This window comes from Pseudarthrobacter sp. TE9888, from assembly GCF_056279345.1.
The window spans coordinates 1,832,475-1,858,747 of sequence record NZ_JBWBRD010000002.1; the positions used below are offsets into that span (position 1 = coordinate 1,832,475).

Annotated in this window: 22 protein-coding genes and 3 riboswitches; of the genes, 14 read left to right on the forward strand and 8 right to left on the reverse strand. The window is 66.4% G+C overall.

Going from position 1 to position 26,273, the window contains the following annotated elements; genetic code table 11:
* The first annotated feature begins 32 nt into the window (after positions 1 to 32).
* The 3 genes from ACZ9J7_RS09205 to ACZ9J7_RS09215 all read left to right on the forward strand — a co-directional run bounded on the left by ACZ9J7_RS09205 (position 33) and on the right by ACZ9J7_RS09215 (position 4,070).
* Positions 33 to 650 carry an alpha/beta hydrolase gene (locus ACZ9J7_RS09205; protein ID WP_476208823.1) on the forward strand — a complete coding sequence of 206 codons (618 nt, stop codon included), beginning with the start codon at positions 33 to 35 and terminating at the stop codon, positions 648 to 650.
* Between the two features lie 199 nt (positions 651 to 849).
* Positions 850 to 1,587 carry an HAD family hydrolase gene (locus tag ACZ9J7_RS09210; RefSeq protein WP_476211825.1) on the forward strand — a complete coding sequence of 246 codons (738 nt, stop codon included), beginning with the start codon at positions 850 to 852 and terminating at the stop codon, positions 1,585 to 1,587.
* Positions 1,588 to 1,724: 137 nt separating this feature from the next.
* Positions 1,725 to 4,070 carry a glycoside hydrolase family 65 protein gene (locus ACZ9J7_RS09215; RefSeq protein ID WP_476208825.1) on the forward strand — a complete coding sequence of 782 codons (2,346 nt, stop codon included), beginning with the start codon at positions 1,725 to 1,727 and terminating at the stop codon, positions 4,068 to 4,070.
* A 106-nt stretch (positions 4,071 to 4,176) separates the two neighbouring features.
* On the opposite strand, the gene lipA is transcribed toward ACZ9J7_RS09215, so the two are convergent.
* From lipA to gcvP, 6 genes are all read right to left on the reverse strand, one after another.
* The gene (gene lipA / locus ACZ9J7_RS09220) at positions 4,177 to 5,190 is read right to left on the reverse strand and encodes a lipoyl synthase (RefSeq protein WP_476208827.1); all 1,014 of its coding nucleotides are present in this window, start codon (positions 5,188 to 5,190) and stop codon (positions 4,177 to 4,179) included.
* Positions 5,191 to 5,239: 49 nt separating this feature from the next.
* A complete protein-coding gene (locus ACZ9J7_RS09225) occupies positions 5,240 to 6,670 on the reverse strand; it encodes an L-serine ammonia-lyase (protein WP_476208829.1) in 1,431 nt (476 codons plus the stop codon).
* A gap of 83 nt (positions 6,671 to 6,753) precedes the next feature.
* On the reverse strand, positions 6,754 to 8,064 hold the full coding sequence (gene glyA / locus ACZ9J7_RS09230; protein WP_476208831.1) for a serine hydroxymethyltransferase: 1,311 nt from the start codon (positions 8,062 to 8,064) through the stop codon (positions 6,754 to 6,756).
* Entirely contained in the window at positions 8,061 to 8,444 is a 384-nt protein-coding gene (gene gcvH, locus ACZ9J7_RS09235; RefSeq protein WP_141158408.1) for a glycine cleavage system protein GcvH, read from the reverse strand. Before gcvH ends, glyA begins: the two co-directional genes overlap by 4 nt.
* A gap of 47 nt (positions 8,445 to 8,491) precedes the next feature.
* Positions 8,492 to 9,604 (reverse strand): glycine cleavage system aminomethyltransferase GcvT, encoded by a 1,113-nt coding sequence (gene gcvT, locus ACZ9J7_RS09240; RefSeq protein ID WP_476208833.1) that lies wholly within the window; start codon positions 9,602 to 9,604, stop codon positions 8,492 to 8,494.
* A gap of 1 nt (position 9,605) precedes the next feature.
* Positions 9,606 to 12,488: an aminomethyl-transferring glycine dehydrogenase gene (gcvP, locus tag ACZ9J7_RS09245; protein ID WP_476208835.1), complete on the reverse strand. Its 2,883-nt coding sequence runs from the start codon at positions 12,486 to 12,488 to the stop codon at positions 9,606 to 9,608.
* Between the two features lie 153 nt (positions 12,489 to 12,641).
* Positions 12,642 to 12,741: riboswitch (glycine riboswitch) on the reverse strand.
* A gap of 311 nt (positions 12,742 to 13,052) precedes the next feature.
* Positions 13,053 to 13,150, forward strand: a riboswitch (glycine riboswitch).
* A 152-nt stretch (positions 13,151 to 13,302) separates the two neighbouring features.
* On the opposite strand from gcvP, the gene cycA reads away from it, so the two are divergent.
* From cycA to ACZ9J7_RS09270, 5 genes are all read left to right on the forward strand, one after another.
* Positions 13,303 to 14,814, forward strand: a complete 1,512-nt coding sequence (cycA, locus tag ACZ9J7_RS09250) for a D-serine/D-alanine/glycine transporter (RefSeq protein WP_476208836.1) — start codon at positions 13,303 to 13,305, stop codon at positions 14,812 to 14,814.
* Positions 14,811 to 15,737, forward strand: a complete 927-nt coding sequence (gene purU / locus ACZ9J7_RS09255; RefSeq protein WP_476208838.1) for a formyltetrahydrofolate deformylase — start codon at positions 14,811 to 14,813, stop codon at positions 15,735 to 15,737. The genes cycA and purU overlap by 4 nt, the downstream gene beginning before the upstream one ends.
* Before the next feature lie 92 nt (positions 15,738 to 15,829).
* Positions 15,830 to 15,928, forward strand: a riboswitch (glycine riboswitch).
* 32 nt (positions 15,929 to 15,960) lie between these two features.
* Entirely contained in the window at positions 15,961 to 16,797 is an 837-nt protein-coding gene (locus tag ACZ9J7_RS09260) for a methylenetetrahydrofolate reductase (RefSeq protein ID WP_476208840.1), read from the forward strand.
* A 122-nt stretch (positions 16,798 to 16,919) separates the two neighbouring features.
* Positions 16,920 to 17,723 (forward strand): hypothetical protein, encoded by an 804-nt coding sequence (locus ACZ9J7_RS09265; RefSeq protein ID WP_476211826.1) that lies wholly within the window; start codon positions 16,920 to 16,922, stop codon positions 17,721 to 17,723.
* A complete protein-coding gene (locus tag ACZ9J7_RS09270; RefSeq protein WP_476208842.1) occupies positions 17,707 to 18,456 on the forward strand; it encodes a LamB/YcsF family protein in 750 nt (249 codons plus the stop codon). Before ACZ9J7_RS09265 ends, ACZ9J7_RS09270 begins: the two co-directional genes overlap by 17 nt.
* A 110-nt stretch (positions 18,457 to 18,566) precedes the next feature.
* On the opposite strand, the gene ACZ9J7_RS09275 is transcribed toward ACZ9J7_RS09270, so the two are convergent.
* Positions 18,567 to 20,189, reverse strand: a complete 1,623-nt coding sequence (locus ACZ9J7_RS09275) for an HNH endonuclease signature motif containing protein (protein WP_476208843.1) — start codon at positions 20,187 to 20,189, stop codon at positions 18,567 to 18,569.
* 165 nt (positions 20,190 to 20,354) lie between these two features.
* Entirely contained in the window at positions 20,355 to 21,716 is a 1,362-nt protein-coding gene (locus ACZ9J7_RS09280) for a DUF445 domain-containing protein (RefSeq protein ID WP_476208845.1), read from the reverse strand.
* A gap of 49 nt (positions 21,717 to 21,765) precedes the next feature.
* Between ACZ9J7_RS09280 and ACZ9J7_RS09285 the strand changes: the two genes are divergently transcribed.
* The 6 genes from ACZ9J7_RS09285 to ACZ9J7_RS09310 all read left to right on the forward strand — a co-directional run bounded on the left by ACZ9J7_RS09285 (position 21,766) and on the right by ACZ9J7_RS09310 (position 26,196).
* Positions 21,766 to 22,665, forward strand: coding sequence for a glycerophosphodiester phosphodiesterase (locus tag ACZ9J7_RS09285; protein WP_476208847.1), 900 nt, complete (start codon positions 21,766 to 21,768; stop codon positions 22,663 to 22,665).
* A gap of 7 nt (positions 22,666 to 22,672) precedes the next feature.
* Positions 22,673 to 24,043, forward strand: coding sequence for a CoA transferase (locus ACZ9J7_RS09290; protein WP_476208849.1), 1,371 nt, complete (start codon positions 22,673 to 22,675; stop codon positions 24,041 to 24,043).
* Positions 24,044 to 24,258: 215 nt separating this feature from the next.
* Complete coding sequence (locus ACZ9J7_RS09295) at positions 24,259 to 24,684, forward strand: DoxX family protein (RefSeq protein WP_476211827.1); 426 nt, start codon at positions 24,259 to 24,261, stop codon at positions 24,682 to 24,684.
* Positions 24,681 to 25,514 carry an AzlC family ABC transporter permease gene (locus ACZ9J7_RS09300; RefSeq protein WP_476208851.1) on the forward strand — a complete coding sequence of 278 codons (834 nt, stop codon included), beginning with the start codon at positions 24,681 to 24,683 and terminating at the stop codon, positions 25,512 to 25,514. Before ACZ9J7_RS09295 ends, ACZ9J7_RS09300 begins: the two co-directional genes overlap by 4 nt.
* Entirely contained in the window at positions 25,511 to 25,822 is a 312-nt protein-coding gene (locus tag ACZ9J7_RS09305; protein ID WP_476208852.1) for an AzlD domain-containing protein, read from the forward strand. The genes ACZ9J7_RS09300 and ACZ9J7_RS09305 overlap by 4 nt, the downstream gene beginning before the upstream one ends.
* A gap of 116 nt (positions 25,823 to 25,938) precedes the next feature.
* Positions 25,939 to 26,196 (forward strand): hypothetical protein, encoded by a 258-nt coding sequence (locus tag ACZ9J7_RS09310; protein WP_476208853.1) that lies wholly within the window; start codon positions 25,939 to 25,941, stop codon positions 26,194 to 26,196.
* Positions 26,197 to 26,273 lie beyond the last annotated feature (77 nt).

Genomic DNA, 26,273 nt, shown 5'->3' on the forward strand with positions numbered 1-26,273 from the left:
ACGGCGTGCTTCCGCGTGGTTAGGCTTGACCAGTGGAAACAGTTGTGTGGTCCCGGCCGGAAGACCAGCGAGCCGGCACTCCCTTGCTGGTGATGATGCATGGTTACGGCACGGATGAGTCGCGGATGGTGCGCCTGTTCGAGTACCTGCCGCAGGAGTTCACCTTCGCCGCGCTGCGGGCCCCGATGCCCATCGGTGACCACTGGGGCTGGTTCCTGCTCGACTACTTCCTGGCGAACGATTTCGCTGATGTCATCTCTGCCGCCACTGCGGTCCGGACCTGGATCAATGGAGTGAGGGACCAGCACAGCAGCGTCACCCTGATGGGGTATTCGCAGGGCATGGCCATGGCCAACACGCTCTTGCGGCTGCATCCCGATGACTACAGGGCCGTTGTGGGACTGTCCGGATTTGTCCTCAATAACGAACTCCTTTCGATGACGGATGCCTTCGATGACAAGCCGCCCTTTTTCTGGGGCCGCGACAAGGCGGACCTGGTGATCAACGAGGAGGCGGTGGCTTACACCGCGGAGTGGCTGGCTAAGAACACGCAGCTGACGGCGCGGACCTACCCGGGGATGGGGCACGCAATGTCCAAGGCCGAAATGGTGGACGTCAGCGCGTTCCTGCGCCACTACGTCCTGCGCTGACCGTCAACCGGCCCAAAAATGGTAGGAAAGAACAGTTGCCAGCGAAATTTGCAAGCGCTTACACTCGTCTACGGCCATGATCGGTCCTGCAGTGGGCGGACAAGGAAGTGATGCTGCACGCATGAGGCGCAGCCGAACCATCCTTCAGGCTGCCCGGCAGGGCCGGCTGTCCATCAACCGAAAGGACACCGCACTGCCGATGACACTGGAAACTGCAGCCAAGCCCGCCGACTGGACCGGCGCCGCGGCAATCCTGTTTGACCTGGACGGGGTCCTGACCCCCACTGCCACCGTCCACGAGCGTGCCTGGCAGGAATTGTTCGACGGCTACCTTGCCTCGCACCCCGATGTCCCCGGATACCGGGAAAGCGACTACTTCGACCATATCGACGGCAAGCCCCGCTTCGACGGAGTCCGGGACTTCCTGGCTTCCCGGGGAATCACGCTGCCGGAAGGCCCCCTTGACGACGATCCGGCCAACAAAACCGTCCATGGCCTGGGCAACCGCAAGAACGCCATCTTCAGTGACATCGTGAGTGCCGGCGTCGAACCGTTCGAAGGCTCGGTGCGCTTCCTCGAAGCCGCGCTTGCCCGCGGACTCAAGGTCGCCGTCGTCTCTTCCTCCCGCAACGCCCCCGCAGTCCTGGAAGCCGCCGGCCTCAGCCGCCACTTCCCGGTAGTGGTGGACGGCGTGGTGGCCGCGGAGCAGGGCCTGCCCGGCAAGCCAAGCCCGGCCACGTACGACTACGCAGCCAAACTGCTGGACCTCTCCAGCCCGGAGTGCGTGGTGGTCGAGGACGCAGTGTCAGGGGTCCAGGCCGGACGCGCGGGCTCCTTCCACTCCGTCATCGGCGTGGACCGGGGCGCGGGCCGCCAAACGCTCCTCGACGCCGGCGCCACCGTGGTGGTCAGCGACCTCCAGGAACTCATTCCCTAAACTCCGCAGGACCCCCGTTGCCTTCCCCGGGGCAACACCGCTGCTTCCCCGGCAGCGCCCATCCGAGTACCGCCCTTCCCCCAAATACTCCGTGCCGGCCAGCCCGGCACCACAGCAAGGCCAAAAGGACCCCCACCATGGCACTTATTTCCGCGGACCGCGACCGGTTCCCCGACACTCCCTGGCAGCTCGTCGAAACGCGCTACGAAACCGACGCGGCGGGCACCCTTGAGACCCTGTTTGCCCTGGGCAACGGGCACCTGGGCATCCGGGGCGCCCACTGGGCAGTGGCCGATGCCGAACTGCCGGGCAGCTTCATCAATGGCCTGCACGAGATCTGGGACATCAAGCACGCCGAAAATGCCTTTGGCTTTGCCCGGACGGGCCAGCGCATCCTTTACATCCCGGACGCCAACAACTTCGCGGTGGTGGTGGACGGCGAAAACCTGACCCTCGCCGAATCCGAGGTGCAGGAATACCGGCGCAGCGTCGACTTCTCCACCGGGATCTACGAGTGCCGCATCACGTGGCAGTGCCGGTCCGGCGCCACAGTGACCACCACCGAACGCCGCGCCGTTGGCTATGAGTCCCGCGGCAGCCTGGGCATCTCGCTGGAGGTGGCCGCGGACCGGCAAATCTCCCTGGACGTCACCTCCGCCGTGATCAACCGCCAGGACCAGCCCGTGGAAGACCACTCCGTGCACGATCCCCGCCGCGCCGGACGCCACGCCGGCAGGGTGCTGCTCCCTGTGCGGCTCGACGGCGGAGACGGGTCACTGCGGTTGTCCTGGGAAGCGGCCGAATCCAAGCAGCGCGTAGGCCTCGCAGTGGACCACTGGACCTCCGCCGGGCACCAGCCCTTTGAAACCGTGGTGGACCAGGACCACAGCACCGTCCGCTACGTCCTGGCGGTTGATGCCGGCGAGCCGTTCCGGCTCGAGAAAAGCGTCAGCTACGCGGCCGGGCGCAGCATCCAGGACCCGGACGTGGACGCGGCTGCAGTGGCTGAGGAAGCCCTCAGCCCGGTGGACAGCATCTTTGCCGAAAGCATGGCCCACTACCGCGGCTACTGGGCCACCTCCGACATCGTGGTGGAGGGCGGCCGGCCCGGGCTGCAGCAGGCCATCCGCTGGAACCTGTTCCAGCTGGCCCAGGGGACGGCGCGCGCGGATGTTGCCGGCATCCCGGCCAAGGGCGTAACAGGCTCGGGCTATGAGGGGCACTACTTCTGGGACCAGGAGGTGTACCTGCTGCCGTACCTCACCTACACCAACCCGGACGGCGCCCGGCAGGTCCTCGAGTTCCGCCACGGCATGCTTCCCGAGGCCAGGATCCGCGCCAAGGAACTGAGCGTGGACGGCGCCCTTTTCCCGTGGCGCACCATCAACGGGCTCGAGGCCAGCGCCTACTACGCCGCCGGGACCGCCCAGTTCCACATCGCCGCCGCCATCGCCTTCGCCACCAACAGGTACCTCTGGGCCACCGGGGATGCCGCGTTCCGGGACGGCATGGGTGCGGAACTGCTGATCGAGACGGCCCGGATGTGGATCTCCCTGGGCTTCTTTGGCAAGGACGGCCTCTTCCATATCCACGGCGTCACCGGCCCTGACGAGTACACGGCCGTGGTGAACGACAACCTCTACACCAACGTCATGGCCCGCTTCAACCTGCGCGCTGCCGCGGCGCTCGAGCACTCCGGCATCACCCAGGAGGAGCGCCAGTTGTGGGAAGCCGCCGCCAGCCGCATGCAGCTGCCGTTCGATGACCGGATGCAGGTGCACTCGCAGGACAACGACTTCATGACCCTGGAAGCCTGGGACTGGACCACGCCCCGGTCGAAGTACCCGCTGCTCCTGCACTTCCACCCGCTGGTGATCTACCGGCACCAGGTCCTGAAACAGGCGGACACGGTCCTGGCCATGTTCCTGCAGTGGCAGGACTTCACCGCCGGGGAAAAGCAGCGGGCCTTCGACTTCTACGACCCCATCACCACCGGCGACTCAACGCTCTCCGCCTGCGTCCAGGGGATCATGGCCGCCGAGGTGGGCTATTCGAGGGAGGCGCTGGAGCACTTCACGAATGCCGCGTTCATCGACCTCGACGACACGCACGGCAATTCGATCGACGGCGTGCACATCGCCTCTGCCGGGGGAGTGTGGAGCTCGCTGGTCTGCGGGTTCGCGGGTATGCGGGACCAGGGCCCGGTTCCGTACTTCGATCCCCGCCTGCCTGCGGAGTGGGAAGGCCTGGCCTTCCACCTGAAGATCCGGAACCGCCTGCTGTTGGTCCAGCTCGGCGCCGGATCCATCACCTTGACGGTCCAGGACGGCGGGCCGCTGGAGGTGGATGTCCGCGGCCGGCGGGTGACGGTGGACAACACGCCCGTGCAGCTGCCGTTGGAGCCCGTGGTGGAACCGGAACCCACGGTGTTCCCCAGCGGGCTGCCGACGGCGAGCATCCCCGTGGTGCGCGGCAACAGCTGAGCGAATTGTCCTGCAGCGCCCCGGCAGCCTCGCTGGGCCGCACCAACTTTCCTGCCGCCTTCCGGCCTGGTGCCCCCCAAACAACACCAGGCCGGAAGGCAGTGGCCTAGCCTGCGAGGAGGGTGGCGGCTTCCTGGCGGGTGGTGCCGGAGTCTTGGATGCCTTCTGCGATGTGGGCGAGTTCGGCGGGGATGTCGCGGCCTTTTTTGCGCATGGCGGTGGCCCAGAGGCGGCCGGCGCGGTAGGAGGAGCGGACCAGGGGTCCGGACATGACGCCGAGGAAGCCGATGTCTTCGGCTTCGTGCTGGAGGTCCACGAATTCCTGGGGTTTGACCCAGCGGTTCACGGGCAGGTGCCGTTCGGAGGGGCGGAGGTACTGGGTGATGGTGATCAGGTCGCAGCCGGCGGCGTGGAGGTCGCGGAGGGCTTCGCTGATTTCTTCGCGGGTTTCGCCCATGCCCAGGATGAGGTTGGATTTGGTGACCATGCCCAGGTTCCGGCCCTGGGTGATGACGTCCAGGGAGCGTTCGTAGCGGAACGCGGGGCGGATCCTTTTGAAGATCCGGGGGACGGTTTCGACGTTGTGGGCGAAGACTTCGGGGGCGGAGTCGCAGATCGCCTTGATGTGGTCGGGGTTGCCGGAGAAGTCGGGGATGAGCAGTTCGACGCCGGTGCCGGGGTTCAGTTCGTGGATTTTGCGGACGGTTTCGGCGTAGAGCCAGACGCCTTCGTCTTCGAGGTCGTCGCGGGCCACGCCGGTGACGGTGGCGTAGCGCAGCTGCATGGATTGGACGGAGCGGGCCACCTTGGTGGGTTCGAACCTGTCCACGGGGGAGGGTTTGCCGGTGTCGATCTGGCAGAAGTCGCAGCGGCGGGTGCATTCGGAGCCGCCGATCAGGAAGGTCGCTTCCTTGTCTTCCCAGCATTCGAAGATGTTGGGGCAGCCGGCTTCTTCGCAGACGGTGTGCAGGCCTTCTTTTTTGACCAGGTTCTTCAGCCCGACGAACTCCGGGCCCATCTGGACCTTGGCCTTGATCCATTCCGGCTTGCGCTCCACCGGGACCGCAGCGTTGCGCTGCTCGATCCGCAGCATCTTCCGGCCTTCAGGTGCCAGCGTCATGATCGTATTTCCTTTGTTCGGGTCTTGCCGGTGGGGCGCGGGACCTGGGTCAGCATTCGACGACGTTGACGGCGAGGCCGCCCATGGCGGTTTCTTTGTATTTGTCGGACATGTCTTTGCCGGTTTCGCGCATGGTGATGATGACTTCGTCGAGGGAGACGCGGTGGGTGCCGTCGCCCCAGAGCGCCATTTTCGCGGCGTTGATCGCTTTCGCGGCGGCGATCGCGTTCCGCTCGATGCAGGGGACCTGGACCAGCCCGCCGATCGGGTCACAGGTCAGGCCCAGGTTGTGTTCCATCGCGATTTCCGCGGCGTTCTCCACCTGCGCGGGCGTGCCGCCCATGACCTCGGCCAGGCCCGCGGCGGCCATCGAGGACGCGGAGCCGACCTCGCCCTGGCAACCGACCTCGGCCCCGGAAATCGAGGCCTGTTCCTTGTAGAGCACCCCGACCGCGCCGGCGGCGAGCAGGAACCGCACCACCACACCGTCCCGGTCGGCCTGGGTTGCCTGGTCCATGCCCGGGGCGAAATGCAGGGCATAGAACAGCACCGCCGGGATGATCCCGGCCGCCCCGTTCGTCGGCGCGGTGACCACCCGGCCACCGGAGGCGTTCTCCTCGTTCACGGCCAACGCCACCAAGTTAACCCACTCCTGCCAATACCGTGGGTCGTGATGGTCCTGCCCGTCATGGCCGGCGTCTTCGGGACGGGCGGTTTCCTTCTTCAACCGCTCATACCAGTCCGGGGCGCGGCGGCGGACCTTCAACCCGCCCGGCAGCACCCCCTCGCGTTTAAGCGAGGTCTGCACGCAGTTCTCCATCACGGACCAGATATGCAGCAGCCCGGCACGGATCTCCTCCTCCGAGCGGGAGGCCAACTCATTCCTGAACATCACATCGGCGATCCCCAGCCCGGTCACCGCGCAGTGCTCCAGCAACTCCGCCGCGGTCCGGAACGGCAGCGGCAACACCTCCTTGGACGCGTCCAGTTCCTGCTGCGCCGCGTCCTCTTCCCCCTCCCGGACGATGAACCCGCCACCGACCGAGAAAAACGTCGCCGCATGCACCACATCCCCGGCAGCGTCGCTGACCGTGAACGTCATCCCGTTCGTATGCCGCGGCAGCACCGTCAACGGCCGCAACACCATGTCCTTGACGCCATACGGCAGCGACACCGACCCGGCCAGGTTCAGGACCCCGGTCTCCGCGATCGAGGCCAACCGCTCCTCGACCTCATCGGGCAGGATCAACTCCGGATGGAACCCCTCCAACCCCAACAGGACCGCCGTCATCGTCCCATGCCCATGCCCCGTCGCGGCCAACGACCCATACAAGTCAACCCGCAGCGACACGACCTCAGCGAGCCTGCCGGAGGCCTTAAGCTCCTCAGCGAACACAGCAGCAGCCCGCATCGGCCCCACCGTATGCGAAGACGACGGGCCAATCCCGATCGAAAAAAGATCAAAGACACCAACAGCCATGACGGTTCCTAACTAAGTGCTAATAAGTAGGTTTCGACGGGTTCAACCACCGGTGGTTGAACCCGTCGAAACCCATGGGGGGACTAGAGCCCCGGGTACAGCGGGTGGGCTGCGGCGAGTGCTTCGACGCGGTGACGGAGCCCGGAAAGGTCGGCGTCGGCGTCGGCAATCAATGCCTCGGCGATGATGTCGGCGACCTCGCGGAAGGCAGCCTCACCGAAGCCACGGGTGGCCAGGGCGGGGGTTCCGATGCGCAGGCCCGAGGTCACCATCGGCGGACGCGGATCGAACGGGACCGCGTTGCGGTTGACCGTGATGTCGATCGCGGCCAGGCGGTCTTCTGCCTGCTGGCCGTCCAGTTCGCAGTTGCGCAGGTCCACCAGGACCAGGTGCACGTCCGTGCCGCCGGACACCACGCTGATGCCCTTTGCGGTGACGTCCGGCTGGACCAGGCGCTCGGCGAGGATGGATGCGCCGAGCAGGACGCGTTCCTGCCTTTCCTTGAACTCGGGGGACGCCGCGATCTTGAACGCGACGGCCTTGCCGGCAATGACGTGCTCAAGGGGGCCGCCCTGCTGCCCGGGGAACACGGCCGAGTTGATCTTCTTGGCAATGTCGGCGTCGTTGGAGAGGATGATGCCGCCGCGCGGACCGGCGAGGGTCTTGTGCGTGGTGGAAGTGACCACGTGGGCGTACGGGACCGGGCTGGGGTGCAACCCGGCTGCCACCAGTCCGGCGAAGTGCGCCATGTCCACCATGAGGTAGGCGCCCACGAGGTCGGCGATGCGGCGGAACTCCGCGAAGTCCAGCTGGCGCGCGTAGGCCGACCAGCCGGCAACGATGAGCTGCGGCTTCGTTTCCAGCGCCAGCCGTTCCACCTCTGCCATGTCAATGGTGTGGGTGTCTTCGCGGACCTGGTAGGGGACCACGTTGTAGAGCTTGCCGGAGAAGTTGATCTTCATGCCGTGGGTCAGGTGGCCGCCGTGGGCCAGGTTCAGGCCCATGATGGTATCGCCCGGCTTGATCAGCGCGTGCATCACCGAGGCGTTGGCCTGGGCGCCGGAGTGCGGCTGCACGTTGGCGAACCCGGCACCGAAGAGCGCCTTGACCCGGTCGATCGCGAGCTGCTCGGTGACGTCCACGTGCTCGCAGCCACCGTAGTAGCGCTTGCCCGGGTAGCCTTCGGCGTACTTGTTGGTCAGGACGGAGCCCTGCGCCTGCATGACCGCCACGGCAGTGTGGTTCTCGGAAGCGATCATTTCCAGGCCCTCACGCTGGCGGCCCAGTTCGTCGTCGATCTTGACGGCGATTTCGGGGTCCAACGCGGACAGGTCGGCGTTGAGGCTCGGGGAGACTACCTGCTCGAACACTGCGGTGTCAGCGGGGGCACTCACAGTTCGCCGCCGTTTGCTTCGGCGTATTCCTCTGCGGACAGCAGCGGGCCCTCTTCGGTGACGGTGACCTTGAAGAGCCAGCCGGCGCCGTACGGGTCATTGTTGATCACGGCAGGGTCGCTGACGACGTCGTCGTTGACTTCCGTGACCTCGCCCGTGACGGGGGAGTAGAGGTCCGAGACGGACTTGGTGGACTCGATCTCGCCACAGGTCTCGCCTGCGGTCACCGTGGAGCCAACCTCGGGCAGGTCCACGTAGACAATGTCGCCCAGCGCTTCGGCGGCAACAGCGGACACGCCCACCACGGACGGGCCGGAGCCGTCAGCGGCGATCCATTCGTGCTCGGCGGAGTATTTCAGTTCAGCGGCAACTTTAGCCATGGTGTTTTTCCTTAAGTTTGGTGTTCAAGAGTGGGGAAGCGCCGAGGCTACTTTTGGCGCTTATAGAACGGCAGGGCGATGACCTCGAACGGCTCTGCCTTGCCGCGCAGGTCGACGTCGAGGGCGGTGCCGAGTTCGGCGTGCTCGACATCGACGTAAGCCAGTGCAACCGGGTAGCCGAGGGTGGGGCTGGGCTGGCCGGAGGTCACTTCGCCCACGACGTTGCCGTCCTTGAGGACCGGGTAGCCGCCACGGCCGGCGCGGCGTCCGAGGCCCTTCAGGCCCACGAGCTTGCGCTTGGAACCGGCTTCCTTGGCAGCTTCGAGGGCGGAGCGGCCCACGAAGTCGCCTTCCTTGGACTTGAGCGCCACAACGGGGCCCAGGCCGGCGTCGAACGGTGAACGCTCGAGCGAGAGCTCGTTGCCGTAGAGCGGCATGCCGGCCTCCAGACGCAGCGAGTCGCGGGAAGCGAGGCCGCACGGAATGATGCCGAATTCTTCGCCGGCCTCGGCCACCTTGGCCCACAGGTCAGCGGCGTCCTCGTTCGCGATGAACAGTTCGAAGCCGTCTTCGCCGGTGTAACCGGTGCGGGCCAGGATGACGTCCCGGCCTGCGATGGTCAGCTCGTTGAACGCGTAGTACTTCAGGTCGCTGACCAGTGCGTGCTGGGCCTCGTCCGTCAGCTTCAGCAGGATGGCCTCGGCATTGGGACCCTGGACGGCGATCAGCGAGGTTGCCGCGGAGGCGTCCTCCACCTTCACGTCGAAGCCCGCAGCGCGCTCCGCCAGGGCGGCGGCGACGGTGGGTGCGTTGCCTGCGTTGGGGACCACGAGGTACTTCCCGTCACCGAAACGGTAGACGATCAGGTCATCGATGATGCCGCCGTCGGCGTTGCAGATAAGCGAGTACTTGGCCTTGCCGTCCGCGATGGCGGACAGCTTGCCCACCAGGGCGTAGTCCAGGAAGGCGCCGGCCTGCGGACCCGTGACCCAGACTTCGCCCATGTGGGAGAGGTCGAACAGGCCCGCGGCTTTGCGGACGGCGTGGTGCTCGGCCAGTTCGGAGCTGTACTTCAATGGCATCTGCCAGCCACCGAAGTCGGTGAAGGAGGCGCCCAGTTTCTTGTGCTCTTCGTAGAGAGCCGTGTAGTTCTCAGTCATGTCAGTCTTCCAATCCGGTGGTTGAGCCAGCCGAAGCCTCGAACTCGGACAGCGGCGGGCAGGAGCAGATGAGGTTCCGGTCTCCACCGGCTCCGTCGATGCGGCCCACCGGCGGGAAGTACTTGTCCTGCTTGAGGTGGTGGACGGGGAAGACAGCCTGCTCACGGCTGTACTGGCGGGTCCATTCGGAGTTCACGACGGCGGACGCGGTGTGGGGTGCGTTGCGCAGCGGTGAGTCCTGGACAGTGAAGTCGCCGTTGGCTACCTGGTCGATTTCCTTGCGGATGGTGATCATGGCCTCGATGAAGCGGTCGATCTCGGCCAGGTCCTCGGACTCGGTGGGCTCCACCATCAGCGTGCCGGCGACCGGGAACGCCAGGGTGGGGGCGTGGAAACCGAAGTCGATGAGGCGCTTGGCCACGTCCTCTGCGGTGACGCCCGTCTTGGCAGTGAGGTCGCGCAGGTCCAGGATGCACTCGTGCGCCACGAGCCCGCCTTCACCGGTGTAGAGGACCGGGAAGTACTCGTTCAGGCGCACGGCCACGTAGTTCGCCGCGAGCAGGGCTGCCTTGGTGGCCTCGGTCAGGCCTTCGCCGCCCATGAGCTTCACGTACGCCCAGGAAATCGGCAGGACGCCGGCGGAGCCAAAGTTCGAGGCGCTGATGGCCACGCCGTGGCCTTCCTGGTGCGCTGCCTTGTTGGCGTCGCCGGGCATGAACGGTGCCAGGTGAGCCTTGGCTGCCACCGGGCCGACGCCGGGTCCGCCGCCGCCGTGCGGGATGCAGAAGGTCTTGTGCAGGTTCAGGTGGGAGACGTCGCCGCCGAACTTGCCGGGCTGGGCTAGGCCCACCAGGGCGTTCAGGTTGGCGCCGTCAACGTAGACCTGGCCGCCGGCAGCATGGACAGCCTCGCAGATCTCGGTCACGTCCGCGTCGTAGACGCCGTGGGTGGACGGGTAGGTGATCATGATCGCCGAGAGGACGTCCTTGTTCGCCTCGATCTTCGCGTACAGGTCCTCGTGGTCGATCGTACCGTCCGCGGCGGTGGCGACGACGACGACCTTCATGCCGGCCAGGACGGCGGAGGCGGCGTTGGTGCCGTGGGCGGAGGCGGGGATCAGGCAGACGTTGCGCTGGGTGTCGCCGTTGGCACGGTGGTAGCCGCGGATGGCCAGCAGGCCGGCGAGCTCGCCCTGGGATCCGGCGTTGGGCTGGAGGGACACCTGGTCGTAGCCGGTGATTTCCGCAAGGTCGGCTTCCAGGCCGCTGATCAGTTCACGCCAGCCTTCGGTCTGGGAGTCCGGGGCGAAGGGGTGGATGGAGGCGAATTCCGGCCAGGAGATGGCTTCCATCTCGGCGGTGGCGTTCAGCTTCATGGTGCACGAGCCCAGCGGGATCATGGTGCGGTCCAGCGCGAGGTCCCGGTCGGACAGCCTGCGGATGTAGCGCAGCAGCTGGGTTTCGGAACGGTGGGTGTTGAACACCGGGTGCTGCATGTACTCGGAGGTGCGGAGCACCTCTGCTGGCAGCTCGAAGCCCTCGGCGTCCACCACCGGTCCGGCACCGAAGGCGACGGCGATCGCGGACAGGATTTCCGGCGTCGTGGTTTCATCCGTGGAGACACCGATGGTGTCCGCGTCGATGTAGCGCAGGTTGATGCCGCGTGCTTCAGCCGCGGTGATGACCTTGGCGGCCTTGCCGGGAACGGAGACCGTGACCGTATCGAAGAAGGTCTCGGTGGCCAGTTCCCGTCCGGCGACCTTGAGGGTGGTGGCGAGGGCGCGGGCGTTGTTGTGGACGCGCTCGGCGATGGCCTTCAGTCCGTCCGGGCCGTGGTAGACGGCGTAGAAGGAGGACACGATGGCCAGCAGGGCCTGGGCGGTGCAGATGTTGGATGTGGCCTTCTCGCGGCGGATGTGCTGCTCGCGGGTCTGGAGTGCCAGGCGGTAGGCGGGCAGGCCGGCGTCGTCCTTGGACACACCCACCAGGCGGCCGGGCATGGAACGCTCCAGGCCCTTGGCGACGGCCATGTAGGCGGCGTGCGGGCCACCGAAGAACAGCGGTACGCCGAAACGCTGGGTGGAGCCGACGGCGATGTCGGCGCCCTGCTCACCGGGAGGGGTGATCAGGGTCAGGGCCAGCAGGTCAGCGGCCACGGTGACCAGCGCGCCGCGTTCCTTGGCCTCGGCGATGACGCCTGCGTGGTTGAAGACGCGGCCGGAGACGCCGGGCTGCTGGAGCACGATCCCGTTGATCGCGCCTTCAGGGAGGCCCTTGGACAGGTCGGCGACCTCAACCTCGAAGCCGAGCGCCTCGGCGCGGCCCTTGACGATGGCGATGGTCTGCGGCAGCACGTCGGCGTCCAGGACGGTCTTGCCGTCGCGGGCGTCCTTGTTCTTGTTGGCGCGGCGCATCATCAGCACGGCCTCGGCCACGGCGGTGGCTTCATCCAGCAGCGAGGCGTTGGCGATGGGCAGGCCCACGAGATCCTGGACCATGGTCTGGAAGTTCAGCAGCGCCTCGAGCCGGCCCTGGGAAATCTCGGGCTGGTACGGCGTGTAGGCGGTGTACCAGGCCGGGGCTTCCAGCACGTTCCGGCGGATCACGGCCGGTGTGACGGTGTCGTAGTAGCCCTGCCCGATCATCTGGACAGCGGTCTTGTTCTTGGCGGCGAGCCTGCGCAGTTCCGCAAGCACCTCAACCTCGCTCAGGGCGCCCTTGAGCGCGAGCGGCTTGGACTGGCGGATCGAAGTGGGGACAGCGATGTCCACCAAACCGTCAACGCTGTCGTAGCCAACGGCCTTGAGCATGGTGTCGACGTCAGCCTGGCGGCGCGCACCAATGTGCCGGTCCGCGAAGACAGACGGTTGGGATTGAATCGTCATGAGGAACTCCAGGTTTGGCCGGCCACGGGTGGCTCGGCATGGATCGGGTCCCTCCCCGCTCTGTATTGGACCTGAGAGATTCCGCAAACCCAGCAAAGGCCTGCTTGCACCGTCGGTGAGTGCCGCCGGAGCAGCACTGCTTTCCAGAGTCGCCTCGCCGTGACGGTACATGGGCCTGAGAGATTCCTGGGGAGGATTTGCTCCTACGGCGCCTGCCCGGTGATGGCCGGGAGAACTCTCCCGCCACAGCTCGAAAGGCTTATTGAAATGTGGGTGATTCGGCTCACAAGTTACAGGATGGCGGTCCCGGGGAGCAAATCGGTCCGTCATGAAGCACGCCGGCGGGACCGTTACGCAGGTGCTGTCATGGCGGGCTTGACTTTTGTTCGTGACCGACGCCACACTGAACCCCGTGATCCGGCCGGGCAGCGGAACTGGCCCAAAGAACGCTGGGCGCTCCGTCGCCGGCTGTGATTGCCGGAGGCCCAAAAATGCGCCGTGCGGCTTGAAGTCCACAGCGGATGCACTCCGATAACTGAACACTGATTTACCAATCAACGCTTTTGACCTGCGGCGGGAGAGCCCTGCCGGTACGTTCAGCAGGCGCCGTAGGAGCAAACCCTCCCCAGGAAACTCTCAGGCCCACGTACCGCCGCGGTGAGGCAACTCTGGAAAGCAGCCAGGCCCTGTCCTGGCTCACCGACGGTGCAAGCACGCCATCCGGCGCGTGGAAACTCTCAGGTCCCAGACAGAGCGGGGAGGAAATCCAATCTTTGCGACACCCCGGGTGCCGCTCGAACGATGGAGTTCCTCAATGACGACCCATTCCCCGACGTCCCCCGGCGGCGGAGCACCGCACCTGGAGCGGCAGCTCAGCAACCGCCACATCCAACTGATCGCCATCGGCGGCGCAATCGGCACCGGCCTGTTCATGGGTTCCGGAAAGACCATTTCGGCAGCCGGCCCCTCGGTGATCTTCGTGTACATGATCATCGGCTTCATGCTGTTCTTCGTCATGCGTGCCATGGGAGAACTGCTGCTCAGCAACCTCAACTACAAGTCCTTCAGCGATTTCGCCGCCGACCTGCTGGGCCCCTGGGCCGGCTTCTTCACGGGCTGGACCTACTGGTTCTGCTGGGTCATCACCGGCATCGCCGATGTCATTGCCATTGCAGGCTACTCCCGTGAACTGTGGCCCGGGGTGCCCCTGTGGATTCCCGGCCTGGCCACCGTCGCCATCCTGCTCCTGCTGAACCTCACCACCGTCAAGGCCTTTGGCGAGACGGAGTTCTGGTTCGCGTTGATCAAGATCGTTGCCATTGCCGCCCTGATCATCGTTGGCCTGTTCATGATCTTCTCCGGTTTCCAGTCCGACGCCGGACCTGCCACCTTCACCAACCTGTGGAGCCACGGCGGATTCTTCCCGAACGAGTTCATGGGCTTCGTGGCCGGCTTCCAGATCGCCGTCTTCGCCTTCGTGGGCATCGAACTGGTGGGCACGACCGCCGCCGAGGCCAAGAACCCTGAGCGGAACCTGCCCAAGGCCATCAACTCCATCCCCATCCGCGTGCTGCTCTTCTACGTAGGTGCCCTCATCATCCTGATGGCGGTCACCCCCTGGACCGAGTTCAGGGCAGGCCACAGCCCGTTCATCGCCATGTTCTCGCTGGCGGGCCTGGGTGCCGCGGCCACCGTGGTCAACCTCGTGGTGCTGAGCTCCGCAATGTCCTCCGCGAACTCCGGCATCTACTCCACCTCGCGTATGGTCTTTGGCCTTGCCCAGGAAGGCGACGCTCCGGACGTCTTTGGCAAACTGTCCCGCCGGAAGGTGCCCCAGAACGCACTGTTCCTCTCCTGCGTGCTGCTGCTCTCCGGCGTCGTCCTCATGTATGCGGGCCAGGACGTGGGCAAGGCCTTCGACATGGTGACCACCGTCTCCGCCGTCTGCTTTGTTTTTGTCTGGTCGATCATCCTGGCCAGCTACATCGCCTTCCGCCGCCGCCGGCCGCACCTGCATGAAGCATCGAAGTTCAAGATGCCCGGCGGTGTTGCCATGGTCTGGGTGGTCTTCGCCTTCTTCGGCTTCGTGATCTGGACCCTCACCACCCAGCCGGACACCCTGGTGGCCCTGCTGGTCACCCCGGTCTGGTTCATCCTGCTGGGCGCTGCGTGGTTCGTCCTCCGCCGCCGGCCCGCACACCAGGCCCGTTTTGCCACGTTCCAGGCTGAACTGCAGGCAGACCAGGACTTCACCGACGCCGCATCCGGCAAGGCTGTCCGTCCGGGTGCCGCCGCAGAAGCGGGGGAAGAGCGGGTCAAGCGGTGATCGGCACGGAAGCCCGCACGTCGCAGGCCGGCACGGCTGCGGCCGGGCAGCTCCAGTCCCTGGTGCCGGAAACGGGCAACGAATTCGTGCTGACGTTCCATTGCCCGGATGCCCTTGGCATTGTCCAGGCGGTGGCGGCGTACCTCCTGGAGCAGGAATGCTACATCGTGGACATCAAACAGTTCGGCGACAGGGCAAGCGGTCGGTTCTTCATGCGCGTCCACGTCACCTCACAGGTAGAGGTGGAACTCGACCGCCTCCGGGCCGGTTTTGAACAGGTGGCCCAGGAATGGCAGATGGACTGGCGCCTGGAACGCCATGGCCGCAAGCAGCCCATCCTGGTGATGGTGTCCAAGTACGACCACTGCCTCAACGACCTCCTGTTCCGCGCCCGCAGCGGTGAGTTGCCCGTCCGGATTGCCGCCGTGGTGTCCAACCACCCGGACCTGGAACCCCTGGCCGCCTGGCATGGTGTTCCGTTCCACCACATCCCGGTCACGCCGGACACCAAGGCGGAAGCCGAGGATCGCCTGCTGGAGCTGGTGGACCAGTACGCCGTTGAACTGGTGGTGCTGGCCCGCTACATGCAGGTGCTCAGCGATGAAGCCACTACGCGCCTTAGCGGCAAGGCCATCAACATCCACCATTCGTTCCTGCCCAGCTTCAAGGGGGCAAAGCCGTACCACCAGGCCTACGAACGGGGTGTCAAGACGGTGGGTGCCACTGCCCATTACGTCAACTCGGAACTGGACGAAGGGCCGATCATTTCGCAGCAGGTCATCGAAGTGGACCACACGTATTCCGCTTCGGACCTGGTTGCGGTTGGCCGCGACGCCGAATGCAAGGCGCTCACGAATGCCGTCCGCTGGCACGCTGAGGGGCGGATAGTCCTCTCCGGCAACCGGACGGTCATCCTCCGCTAGCTGCAGGCCCGTCCACGCTGCCGGCGCCCGCACTCCCTCCAATCGGAGGGGCAGGCGCCGGCAGTCGTGGCACCACATCTGAATAAGCCTTTCGAGCTGTGGCGGGAGAGTTCTCCCGGCCATCACCGGGCAGGCGCCGTAGGAGCAAATCCTCCCCAGGAATCTCTTAGGCCCATGTACCCCATGCCGAGCCACCCGTGGCCGGCCAAACCTGGAGTTCCTCATGACGATTCAATCCTTCATGGCATCAGCCGCAGCACCGATTCCCGTGGAAGGACAGGCCTCCGGTTCCGGGGCTGCGCTGCCAATCCGCATGCAGGTCAGACCCACCGAGGACCTTGCCGCCCTTGTCCAGGCACACGTACCAGCCGGCACGGCCCTGACGGTGACCTGCCTGCCGCGCCAGGGTGTGGGCCCCACCATCCGGACAGCCATCGAGCTTGCCTACCTCGGCTTCGAGGTTGTCCCGCATCTGGCCGCACGGAGTATCGAAAGCCGTGGCCAGCTGGCCGGTGTGGTCCGGAACTGCCACGATGCCGGCATTACCGAAGTGTTCGCCGTCGGCGGTGACGCTGGGGAACCGGCCGGACCCTACGACAGCAGCCTTCCGCTGCTGGCGGACCTCGCCGAGCTGTCCGGCGGCACCATCCGGGCCGGCGTGGCGGGCTACCCGGAAGCCCATCCCGGCCACAGCGAACTGCACATGCTTGATGCCCTGCTGGAAAAGCAGCACCTGGCCTCGTCCGTGGTGACGCAGCTGTGCTTCTCAGCCCAACGCATCCAGTGGTACGCCGAAACGCTGCGCCGGGAAGGGGTGAGGCTCCCTGTCTGGGCCGGAGTTCCCGGCGCCGTTCCCCGGGCGCAGCTCATCCGCGCCGCACTGAAAATCGGTGTGGGACCGTCCCTCAAATTCCTGAATCGCAGGGGCCCGCTCGGCCGCCGCCTGCTCAAGGACGGCCTCTACTCACCGCAGGCGATCATGGCGGAGCTGGAGGGCGGCGGGGCTGTGGAGGGTGTGCACCTGTACACGTTCAACAACCTCGCGGGCGCCGGCAGCTAGGGACAAGCGGCAGGGAAGAACAATGTGCCGCCCGCAAAGTTCAGCATGCTTAGTGTTTGTCCACATAGGATGGATAAGCACGGCAGCCCACCCGCTGCAGGTCGATTTGAATGAAGGTGACCATGGCCAGGCGCAGCAATCCCGCAGTACGAATCGCACAGGAAACCGCCCATAACGCAATGTTCGATGCCGACGGCAAACCCAAGCCCGGCGTCCACAATATGCTCCTGAAGGCAGTGCAGGTCCAGCGGCCCTTGGTGGTGGGCTATATCCGCCGGCTCCAGAAGAAGCATCCGCGGGCCACCGCAGCACAGCTGGCGGACATCGCGGAGCGGGACTACCTGCGGGCGGTGGCCGGCGGAGGTGCCCTGGTGGGCGCCACCGCCGTCGTCCCGGGTGTGGGCACCGTCGCGTCGCTGGGACTTTCCGCGGCCGCGACGGTTGGCTTCCTGGAGGCGACAGCCCTCTATGCGACGTCGCTGGCGGAGCTCCACGGCATTCGCCTCACCAACCCGGAGAAGGCCGGCACCATGGTCATGGCCATCATGCTGGGCGAGGAAGGAACCGCCCTCCTCGGAACGCTGAGCGGACAGGCGGCCGGTGGAGCAAAGCCCGCCGACGTCTGGGGAAATGTGCTGTCCAGGTCCTCTATCCCGGGGTTCGGCAGCGTCCGGAAGCGGATCCAGAACGCCTTCCTCAAGAACCTGCTCAAGCGGCAGGGCACCGCGCTGTTCGGACGGGCGCTCCCCTTCGGCATAGGGGCGGTTGTGGGCGGAGCCGGTAACCTCGTGATGGGCCGTGCAGTGGCCAAGAACGCCCGGGAGGCGTTCGGACCCATGCCGGACACCATCCCCGGTGAGCTGACCGCGGCTGCCGGGCCGGACAACTTGACCCTGGAAGGCAACATCCTTGGATCTCAACGCTGACGTAGGCCAATCATTCGGTTCCTGGACCGCGGGAGGCGATCCGGCGATGTTCCAGCTGGCCACGAGCGCCAACGTAGCCTGCGGCCTGCACGCCGGCGATCCCGTCACCATGCTGGATACCTGCCGGGCCGCCTACGACCTGGACGTCACCGTGGGCGCGCACCTGGGCTACCGCGATTTGGCCGGGTTCGGCCGGCGGTCGCTGGACATGAGCTTTGATGAGCTTTTCGGCGACGTGCTGTACCAGCTGGGCGCGCTGGACGGCGTCGCGCATGCCGTGGGTGCCTCGGTGGACTACGTGAAACCGCACGGTGCGCTGTACGACACTCTGATCCACGACGCCGAGCAGGCTTCCGCGCTCGTGGCGGCCGTGAACGCCTACGATCCCGGTCTGCCGATCCTGGGATTCCCTGGTTCGGAGCTGTTGAAGCAGGCCAAGGAGGCCGGCCACCCTGTATTCACCGAAGCCTATGCCGACCGTGCCTACTTCGCCGACGGCACCTTGGTGCCGCTGTCCAGGGAAGACTCCATGCTGGACGACGTCGACACGATCGTTGAGCGGGCCGTGCGGCTGGCAACAAAAGGCGAAGTGGTGGCCGTTGACGGTTCGGTGGTCAGGGTCCAGCCGGACTCCCTGCGCCTGCCCGGCGGCAGCCCCGCAGCCGTAGAGGCGGCGGCCCGTATCCGGGCAGGTCTTGAGGCTGCAGGCGTGGAGATGGAGGCTTTCGCGTAGAAGGCGGCGTGCTCCGGACTTCGGCGACGGACTCAAGGATTACCGACCCAGGGGCTGTGGACCCAGGGACTACACCCATCCACTACGGGCGTTGGACTGTCCACGGCTCGTCATCCCGACGGCACTAATGGCGTCGCGAGGAGCTCTGCCCAGAGCGGATCGTCAGCCGGCAGGTCGTTGAGGTCCACGTATCTGTCGTCGTCTGGTTCCCACTGCGGGAGGTTTTCGAGGCTGGCCTCCAGACAAGGGCAGAGGGAAGCGACGTCCCGTTGAAGCCACGGCGGCTGGATTCCCGGTGGCCAGTGGGTTGGTTCTGCTTCCCGGAGTTCGGGGTTGTAGTGCCTGCCTGTCGGTGAGGTCCAGCCGGGTGGTTCATTCTTGTTGGCCGGGTCGGGTGTCCATTGGCTGTGGTGTTTGAGTCGATGGTGTTTGGGGCAGAGCTGTGCCAGGTTGCTGACCTTGGTGGTGCCGCCGTGTTGCCAGGCGGTGAGGTGGTCTGTTTCGTTGTCGGGGGTTTTGTTGGTGCAGCCGGGGAAGGTGCATTTGGCGTCCCGCAGGCGGATCCAGTGTTTGATGGCCCCGGTGAGCCGGTAGTTTTTCCGGCCGATCTCCAAGGGTGCCCCGTCCGACGGGTCGACCAACACCCGGTAGAACGAGTTCGCCCCGTCGGCGACAAGTTTGCGTGCCATGGACGCCGGAATGGGCCCGTAGCCATCCAGCACTGCTGGTTCGTCGGTGGCTCCGAGGAGGGCGAAAACGGGCACGGTGACCAGGACATCGGCCCGCGGGGCAGGGACCTTCCCGATCCCGGTGACACCCTGCTTGCCCTGAACGCCGGGGCCGGGACCGTCTTCCCCGGCGTGGGCGGGGGTGTCCCCGGCTCCGGGCTTCACGCCAGCCCCCAGCAGCAGGGAGGCGGCGATGTCGGGGCGGAGCTGGGTGAGGGTGCGGGGTTCGTCGGGGCCTTGGAGGCCGCGGGCGGTGGCGGTGGTGCGGTTCCAGATGGCGCAGGCGGTGTCGCCGGGGAGGTAGAGGGAGAGCCAGGCCATGCCGTCCTTGTCTGGGGTGTATTCCATCCGCCGGTCGGCAACGCCCTTTGCATGGCGTTTCTCGATGGAGTCCGGGTGGTGGCGTTCCCGCCACGCCCGGACCTTGGCCCGGAACCGTGACGGAACGAGCTCCCCCGGCGCGGCACCCCGTGAAGCATGGGATGCGTCGGGGTCGAAGAAATGCGACACCAGAGACGCCGCGCCCTCGGGGGTAAGGCCTTCAGCCTCGTCGGCGACAATCCGGGCATGCTGCCACGACATGTCCCCGGCGGACAGTGCATCGATCACCAGCGGCAGGGAACAGATCCGGCGGGACTGCTCCACCAACGCCCCCGCTGCCGCGGAATTGATGGTCAGCACCCCGGCGATCTCCTCGACCACCGACATGTCCGCGTAAGTGCGGTCCTGCACCGAAGCGTCCGGCGGCGTCATCGCCTGCTGCAGTTCAACGGCCCGGGCGGCCTGCCGGGACTTTAGCGCCGCGAGTTGAGCTTCCAGCCGGGCCACCAGCTCCAACCCTTCCAGGCACAGCTCATACCGGCGCTGGAACACGTCAATATCTCCAGCCGCAGCTTTCAGCGCTGAATGTTCGAGGTTCCGGTCCTCACGAACCAGCGCATCCAGAGCAGCCACAGAGGCACGAACCCCCTCCAAAGCTGCCCCAGTACCACCGCCGATTCCCATACCGACATCATCCGTCGAGGCACTGACATTTGAAGCCGCCCCCGCCTAACCGCCTGGCAAGCCGGGCCAACCGCTGCTAAAGGTGCCTGGACCCTAAAAAGCGCGTGCCGCCGTCGTAGTCATTACCGCCGCGCAAATCCGGAACGAACAACGGCCGCGAGAGCGTCATCCAAAAATGAGCTGCGCCACCGTGAAAATCGCCAGCCCGGCCAAGGACCCCACCACGGTGCCGTTGATGCGGATGAACTGCAGGTCCTTGCCCACCTGGAGCTCAATCTTCTGTGAGGTTTCCTCGGCGTCCCAGCGCGCAACCGTATCCGTGATGACCCCGGCGATGTCTGAGCGGTAGGTCCGGACCAGGTATCCCGCGGCGTCGCCGATCCAGGCGTTGACCTTGCCGGCAAGTTCCAGGTCCTGCACCAGGCGCGACCCAAAATCGCGCACCGCTGCCTTGAACTTGATGGTGAGCTCACTGTCCGGATCGTCAACGGCACCCAGCAGCGCGTTCTTGACCGTGCCCCAGGTCCGGGACGCGAGCTCGCGCACCTCGGGATCACCCAGCACCTGCGCCTTGATGTCCTCTGCCCGGGCAATCATCGCCGGGTCATGCTGCAGGTCCTGCGCGAGGTCGTTCAGGTACTTGTCGATGGACTGGCGCACCTGGTGGCGGGGGTCGGCCTGGACGGCGCGCACGAACTTGAGGATCTCGAGGTAGACCTTGTCGCCCACCAGGCCGTCAACGAACTGCGGAACCCACGTGGGGGAGCGGTCGGACACCAGGCGGGTGACGGTCTCGTGGTTGTCATCCACCCAGTCCGCGGCGCGGTCCACCAGCAGGTCCACCAGCGTGTGGTGGTGCCCGTCGTGGAATACCCGCTCGGCGAGCCGGCCAACCGGCGGTCCCCACGGCGGAGCGAGGAGGTGCTTGCGGACCATGCCCTCGATAACGGCCTGGACGTCGTCGTCATTCAAGACCTTGAAGGCGCCACGGATCACCGCGGCACCTTCCTTGGCCACCCGGTCTGCCCCGCTCGGCGCGGAAAGCCATTCACCGGCCCGGCGGGCAATGTTGACGCTGGCCAGCTTGTCCTGCACCACCTGCTCGGAGAGGAAGTTAGTCTCCACGAATTCACCCAGGGAGGCGCCGATCTGGTCCTTGCGGCGCGGGATGATGGCGGTGTGCGGAATCTTGATTCCCATGGGGTACTTGAACAGGGCGGTCACGGCGAACCAGTCGGCCAGTGCGCCCACCATGCCGCCTTCAGCCGCCGCACGCACGTACTGCAGCCACGGATACTCTTTCTGAAGAGCGAACGCGAAGACAAAGATCACGGCCATGGCGATCAGCAGGCTCAGCGCGAGCAACTTCATCTTCCGCAGCGCTGCCGCCTTTTCGGCGTCACCGGCACCAAGCTGGCGGTTTACGACGGCGCCTGCCGCCGTAGTGCCCGGCTGCGGCTCCCGCGCTGGTTCGGTGGGTGCTTCCTGCGTGGTTGGCCCAGTAGTTGCCTCAGAGTTCACCTGCATGTGCCAAGCCTAGCCCTGAAGGTGGGGGCCGGTCGGCTACCGTGTGTCCATGACAATTGACGAGTCAGTGCCGCAGCGGCCGCTGGTCTTTGCCCACCGCGGTTCCAGCGGCACGTATGCCGAACACACCCGCGCCGCCTACCTCCAGGCCCTGGCCGACGGCGCAGACGGAGTGGAGTGCGACGTCCACCTCACGCGCGACCAGCACCTGGTCCTGCTCCATGATGCCAACCTGGACCGCACCTCGGACGGGACGGGCCCTGTGGCCGACCGGACACTGGAGGAGTTGCGCCAGCTGGACTTCTCGTCCTGGAAGGGCGTCCGCATTCCCGAAACGTTCGGGGCACGCTCCGAACAGCTCCTGACCCTTCCGGAACTGCTGGACATCCTTCGCGGAGCGGGCCGGCCCGTGAAACTCGCCATCGAGCTCAAGCATCCCAGCCCGTACCAGCTCAAGCTGGAGGACCGGGTCCTGGAGGTGCTGCGCAGCGAAGGGTGGGAACCGCAGAGTTCAACCGTGGACAACGTGGCCGTGACCTTCATGAGCTTCAGCCCGGATTCAGTCCGGCACCTGCTCCTCTCGGTACCGCCGCAGTACATTTGCCAACTGGTGGACGATCTCACCATCCATGAAATCCGTGGCGGACTGGGGGTTGGGCCGATTACCGGCGGCGCCATCGCAAACCTGATGAAGGCCACCCAGCTGGAGGGCGAACGGATCCTGGACGACCGGGAGGTGGGGATGGCCGGTCCCGGCATCGAATATGTCCGGGAACGCCCCGAAACAGTCCGCCGCTGGCTGGACTCCGGCCGCCGCTTCAGGGTGTGGACCGTGGACTCCCCAGAGGACGTGTCCCTCTGCCGGGAATTGGGCATCCAGGAGATCACCTCCAACGTACCGGCGCGCGTCCTGGAACAGCTCCACGTGGCCGCACCGCAGGGAAAGTAGCGCAGACATGACCGCCCCCGGCACACCGTCCGCGCCCCGCTGGTGGGCGGGGAAGCTCGACGTCGAAGGGCTGGCGCTGCAGTCGGTGGAAGCCGCGGCCCAGGCGCTGAACCTGTACTCGGGGACGCCCGGCCGCTTCAGCACCACACCCGAACTAACCGCCCCCGCTTTCGATTCCTTCGGCCATCTCCGCATTGCGGGGCGCAAGCCGCAGGGCTTCGCGCCCCTGTCCGGATTCAAGAAGACCGCCGACGGCTGGATCCGGCTGCACGCCAACTACCCCCACCATGAGCAGCGGCTCCTGCACGCGCTGGCTGCCACTACCGCGGAGGATGTGGACAGGAAACTCCGCTCCATGGCCGCGCTGGACGCCGAGGCCGCCATCCAGGAACTGGGAGGGATCGCCGCGGCCGTCCGAACCCGCAGTGAATGGCTCGCGACGGACATGGGCCGGGCGGCCGGTTCGGGACCCTGGGTCACGGTGGAGTATCCGGACGGCACAACCGGTGGCTTCGGACTGCGGGAAGCTGCCGCGGCAACAGGCGCCGCTGCCGGCACGGCTCACGGCGCCGGGGACCTGCCGCTGGCCGGGCTGCGGGTCCTGGACCTGACGCGGGTCATCGCCGGTCCAGTCGCTACCAGGCTGCTGGCCGCGCTCGGGGCAGACGTCCTCCGGATCGACCCGCCCGCCTTTCCCGAGATCCAGGACCAGTTCGTGGACACGGCGTTCGGCAAGCGCAGTGCAGTACTCGACCTGGGGCCGGCAGTAAACCAGCAGGACCTCCAGCAACTCCTGGCCGGCGCGGATGCCGTGGTCACCGGCTACCGGCACGGGGCCCTGGACCGCTTTGGCCTGAACCCGCGGGAGTTGCTGGCAGCCCGTCCGGAGCTGGTGGTGGTCACCTTGGACAGCTGGGGAAGCGCGGGGCCCTGGAGCGGCTTGCGCGGCTTCGACAGTATTGTCCAGGCCGCCTGCGGAATCGCCCATACCTACGGCATGGAGGGCGACGGCGGGTGGCGCCCGGGTGCGCTGCCGGTCCAGGCGCTGGACCACGCCACCGGCTATGGGGTGGCCGCGGCCGCAGTCCGCCTCCTGGCCGCGCGCCGTCGGACCGATTTGGGCGGTGCCGCGCACCTGTCGCTGGCCCGCACCGCTGAGGAGCTGTTTTCCCTGACCAAGGGGGAAAACCCTTCCAGCCTGAATGGTCCAGCCAGCACCGAAAGCCCTGCTGAACTCCACGCCCCCGAATATCGGTCCGTGGCCAGCAGTTATGGGGAGCTGCGCTACGTTGGGCCGCCCCTGCTTGACGCGGGACATCCCCTGGATTTTCAGTCGCCGCCGCCACCGTATGGGAGCTCGCGGGCCGCCTGGCTGTGAAGACCGGCAGCGCAGCGGTGGCGCCGTTGCCGGGTGCCCCTATCGCCGCTGTGCCCCGTCGCCGCGATGCTGCAGGCGCCGGTTTCTGGGCGGCGCTTCGGCTGTGGTTGAGTGGTTCCATGTCTTTTCCCAGGTCCGGCACCGCTGCTAAGGGCTTGTCCGCTCCTTCCCACTCCATCCAAGGCCCGGCCCTGCGGCACGTGTCCGCAGCGGCCATGGGAGCCCTTCTCCTGGCCAGCGCCGGCAAGCATTTCCGGGACCCAGGTTTTTACCGTGACGTCGTTCCCGAGTACTTGTGCCGGCAGGACCCGGCGCCCGGCGAACCCCGCAGCAGCACACCCCAGCATCCCTGGGCCGTCCTGTCCAGGGACGAATGGATCGCCCTGAGCGGCCTGCTGGAGCTCGCCGCCGCCGTCGGAATCCTGCTCCCGCCGACCCGAAAGCCCACAGCAACGGCCCTCACCGCCATGTTCACGGCATTCCTGGCCGGGCATGTTGATGCCCTCCTGAGGGCGTATGGGCCGCAGGGCACGCCGAGCCGCCGGAAGATCCATACCCTGCGGCTTCCCCTCCAGGCTCCGCTGATCCTGTGGGCGTGGAGCCTGCGAAAGGCCGCGGGCAACCCGGGAGGCCGGGGGTGAAGCTGCTGGCTTCGCCGGCGGTGAAAGTGGGCATCTCCATCAGTATTGCCACCGGTCTTTACGGCATATCGTTCGGCGCGCTGGCGGTAACGTCCGGGCTCAACTTTTGGCAGGCCATGGCGTTGAGCCTGCTCCTCTTCAGTGGCGGCTCCCAGTTCGCGTTCATCGGGGTGGTGGCAGGCGGCGGTTCCGGCGTTGCGGCAATGAGCGCGGCCACCCTCCTGGGCATGCGCAACGGCATCTACGGCATGCAGCTGAACGCGCTGCTCCGGCCCACCGGCTGGCGCAAGTACGTTGGGGCACAGTTGACCATCGACGAATCCACGGCCACCAGCACCGGCCAGACGGATCCGGCCGAACAGCGCCGCGGCTTCTGGACGGCGGGCGTGGGGGTCTACGTGCTTTGGAACCTCTTCACGGCCGTGGGCGCACTGGCCGGCAGCGGGTTGGGCGACCCCAAGCAGTGGGGCCTTGACGGGGCCGCCGTCGCCGCTTTCCTGGCCTTGCTCTGGCCCCGGCTCAAAGGGCGCGAGCCGATCGCCATCGCGGTGGTTTGCGCCGTGGCTACGGTGGTTGCCGTCCCCTTCGTACCGGCGGGCGTGCCCATCCTGGTGGCCGCGGTCGTTGCCGCGGTGGTGGGTTGGTTCAGCCACGGCCGCCGCGACGAAGGCCTTGAGCCCGACGTCGAACCCTACGGCGGCCACCACGGCAATCACCCCGGCGGCGGCCGTCACAGGGGCGCCCACCTGCAGGGCCGGGATGGCCAGGGAGGAGCCGAGCGCAGTGGAGCGGAGCGGCGGGAAGCTGCGGACCCGGAGGCGGGGGCATGACCTTGTGGATCTGGCTGCTCATCGCCTGCGTGCTCGCCTATGCCTGGAAACTGGTGGGCTACTTCGTCCCCGCCAAATTCCTTGAAGATCCGCGCACCTCACGCGTCGCGGGAACCATGACGATCGGCCTGCTGGCCTCGCTGACGGTGGTGAATGCTGTGGTGTCAGGGCAGGGACTTGCCGCAGATGCCAGGCTGGGAGCGCTGGCCGCGGCCGCGATCGCCCTGGTACTGCGGGCTCCGTTCCTTGTGGTGGTGATCGCCGGAGCCGGCACGGCGGCGCTGCTGAGGATGCTGGGCTGGAGCTGATCCCGTGAATCCACGCCGGGATGCAGTGACGTGGGTCACTTTCCTGGACGGGTGCCAGTTGTACTATGGGATCGGCTTATGCAGTTGGCCATGGAATTCCTTATTGAACGGCAACCATGGAAAATCAGCTGCACTCACCCGGCGGGTTGGCGGGCAGGATCCGCCAAAAGAACGCCCGACGGCGGGCGGGCCTTCCCGCCAAACGGTTCTTCAGGCGTTTTTCCGGACTTTCGGACGTGCCGGAAGCGGAACTGGAGATCCTCTCACAGCGGCTCCGGGAGGCACTCGACCTGGATCCGTCGTCGTCCGTTCCTGCCCTTCAAGCCCTGCTGCGGGAGGAAATGCGCAGGCGGGCAGACGCAGCCCGGGCCTAGTGGCCCAACATTCCGGCCGCCATCTGTGATGCACTGGATGAGAGGCAGCCCACACCCAGGCGGCCACCGAAGGAGGA

Excerpts from the sequence above, each read along its gene's own strand:
- lipA (WP_476208827.1), bottom strand. The coding sequence starts at position 5,190 with ATGACGCTGGCACCTGAAGGCCGGAAGATGCTGCGGATCGAGCAGCGC.
- gcvP (WP_476208835.1), bottom strand. The coding sequence starts at position 12,488 with ATGACGATTCAATCCCAACCGTCTGTCTTCGCGGACCGGCACATTGGT.
- ACZ9J7_RS09290 (WP_476208849.1), top strand. The coding sequence starts at position 22,673 with ATGACCGCCCCCGGCACACCGTCCGCGCCCCGCTGGTGGGCGGGGAAG.
- ACZ9J7_RS09310 (WP_476208853.1), top strand. The coding sequence starts at position 25,939 with ATGGAAAATCAGCTGCACTCACCCGGCGGGTTGGCGGGCAGGATCCGC.
- ACZ9J7_RS09215 (WP_476208825.1), top strand. The coding sequence starts at position 1,725 with ATGGCACTTATTTCCGCGGACCGCGACCGGTTCCCCGACACTCCCTGG.
- ACZ9J7_RS09265 (WP_476211826.1), top strand. The coding sequence starts at position 16,920 with ATGGCCAGGCGCAGCAATCCCGCAGTACGAATCGCACAGGAAACCGCC.
- ACZ9J7_RS09275 (WP_476208843.1), bottom strand. The coding sequence starts at position 20,189 with ATGGGAATCGGCGGTGGTACTGGGGCAGCTTTGGAGGGGGTTCGTGCC.
- cycA (WP_476208836.1), top strand. The coding sequence starts at position 13,303 with ATGACGACCCATTCCCCGACGTCCCCCGGCGGCGGAGCACCGCACCTG.
- ACZ9J7_RS09295 (WP_476211827.1), top strand. The coding sequence starts at position 24,259 with ATGGGAGCCCTTCTCCTGGCCAGCGCCGGCAAGCATTTCCGGGACCCA.
- gcvT (WP_476208833.1), bottom strand. The coding sequence starts at position 9,604 with ATGACTGAGAACTACACGGCTCTCTACGAAGAGCACAAGAAACTGGGC.
- ACZ9J7_RS09260 (WP_476208840.1), top strand. The coding sequence starts at position 15,961 with ATGACGATTCAATCCTTCATGGCATCAGCCGCAGCACCGATTCCCGTG.
- ACZ9J7_RS09210 (WP_476211825.1), top strand. The coding sequence starts at position 850 with ATGACACTGGAAACTGCAGCCAAGCCCGCCGACTGGACCGGCGCCGCG.
- ACZ9J7_RS09285 (WP_476208847.1), top strand. The coding sequence starts at position 21,766 with ATGACAATTGACGAGTCAGTGCCGCAGCGGCCGCTGGTCTTTGCCCAC.
- ACZ9J7_RS09305 (WP_476208852.1), top strand. The coding sequence starts at position 25,511 with ATGACCTTGTGGATCTGGCTGCTCATCGCCTGCGTGCTCGCCTATGCC.
- gcvH (WP_141158408.1), bottom strand. The coding sequence starts at position 8,444 with ATGGCTAAAGTTGCCGCTGAACTGAAATACTCCGCCGAGCACGAATGG.
- ACZ9J7_RS09225 (WP_476208829.1), bottom strand. The coding sequence starts at position 6,670 with ATGGCTGTTGGTGTCTTTGATCTTTTTTCGATCGGGATTGGCCCGTCG.
- ACZ9J7_RS09280 (WP_476208845.1), bottom strand. The coding sequence starts at position 21,716 with ATGCAGGTGAACTCTGAGGCAACTACTGGGCCAACCACGCAGGAAGCA.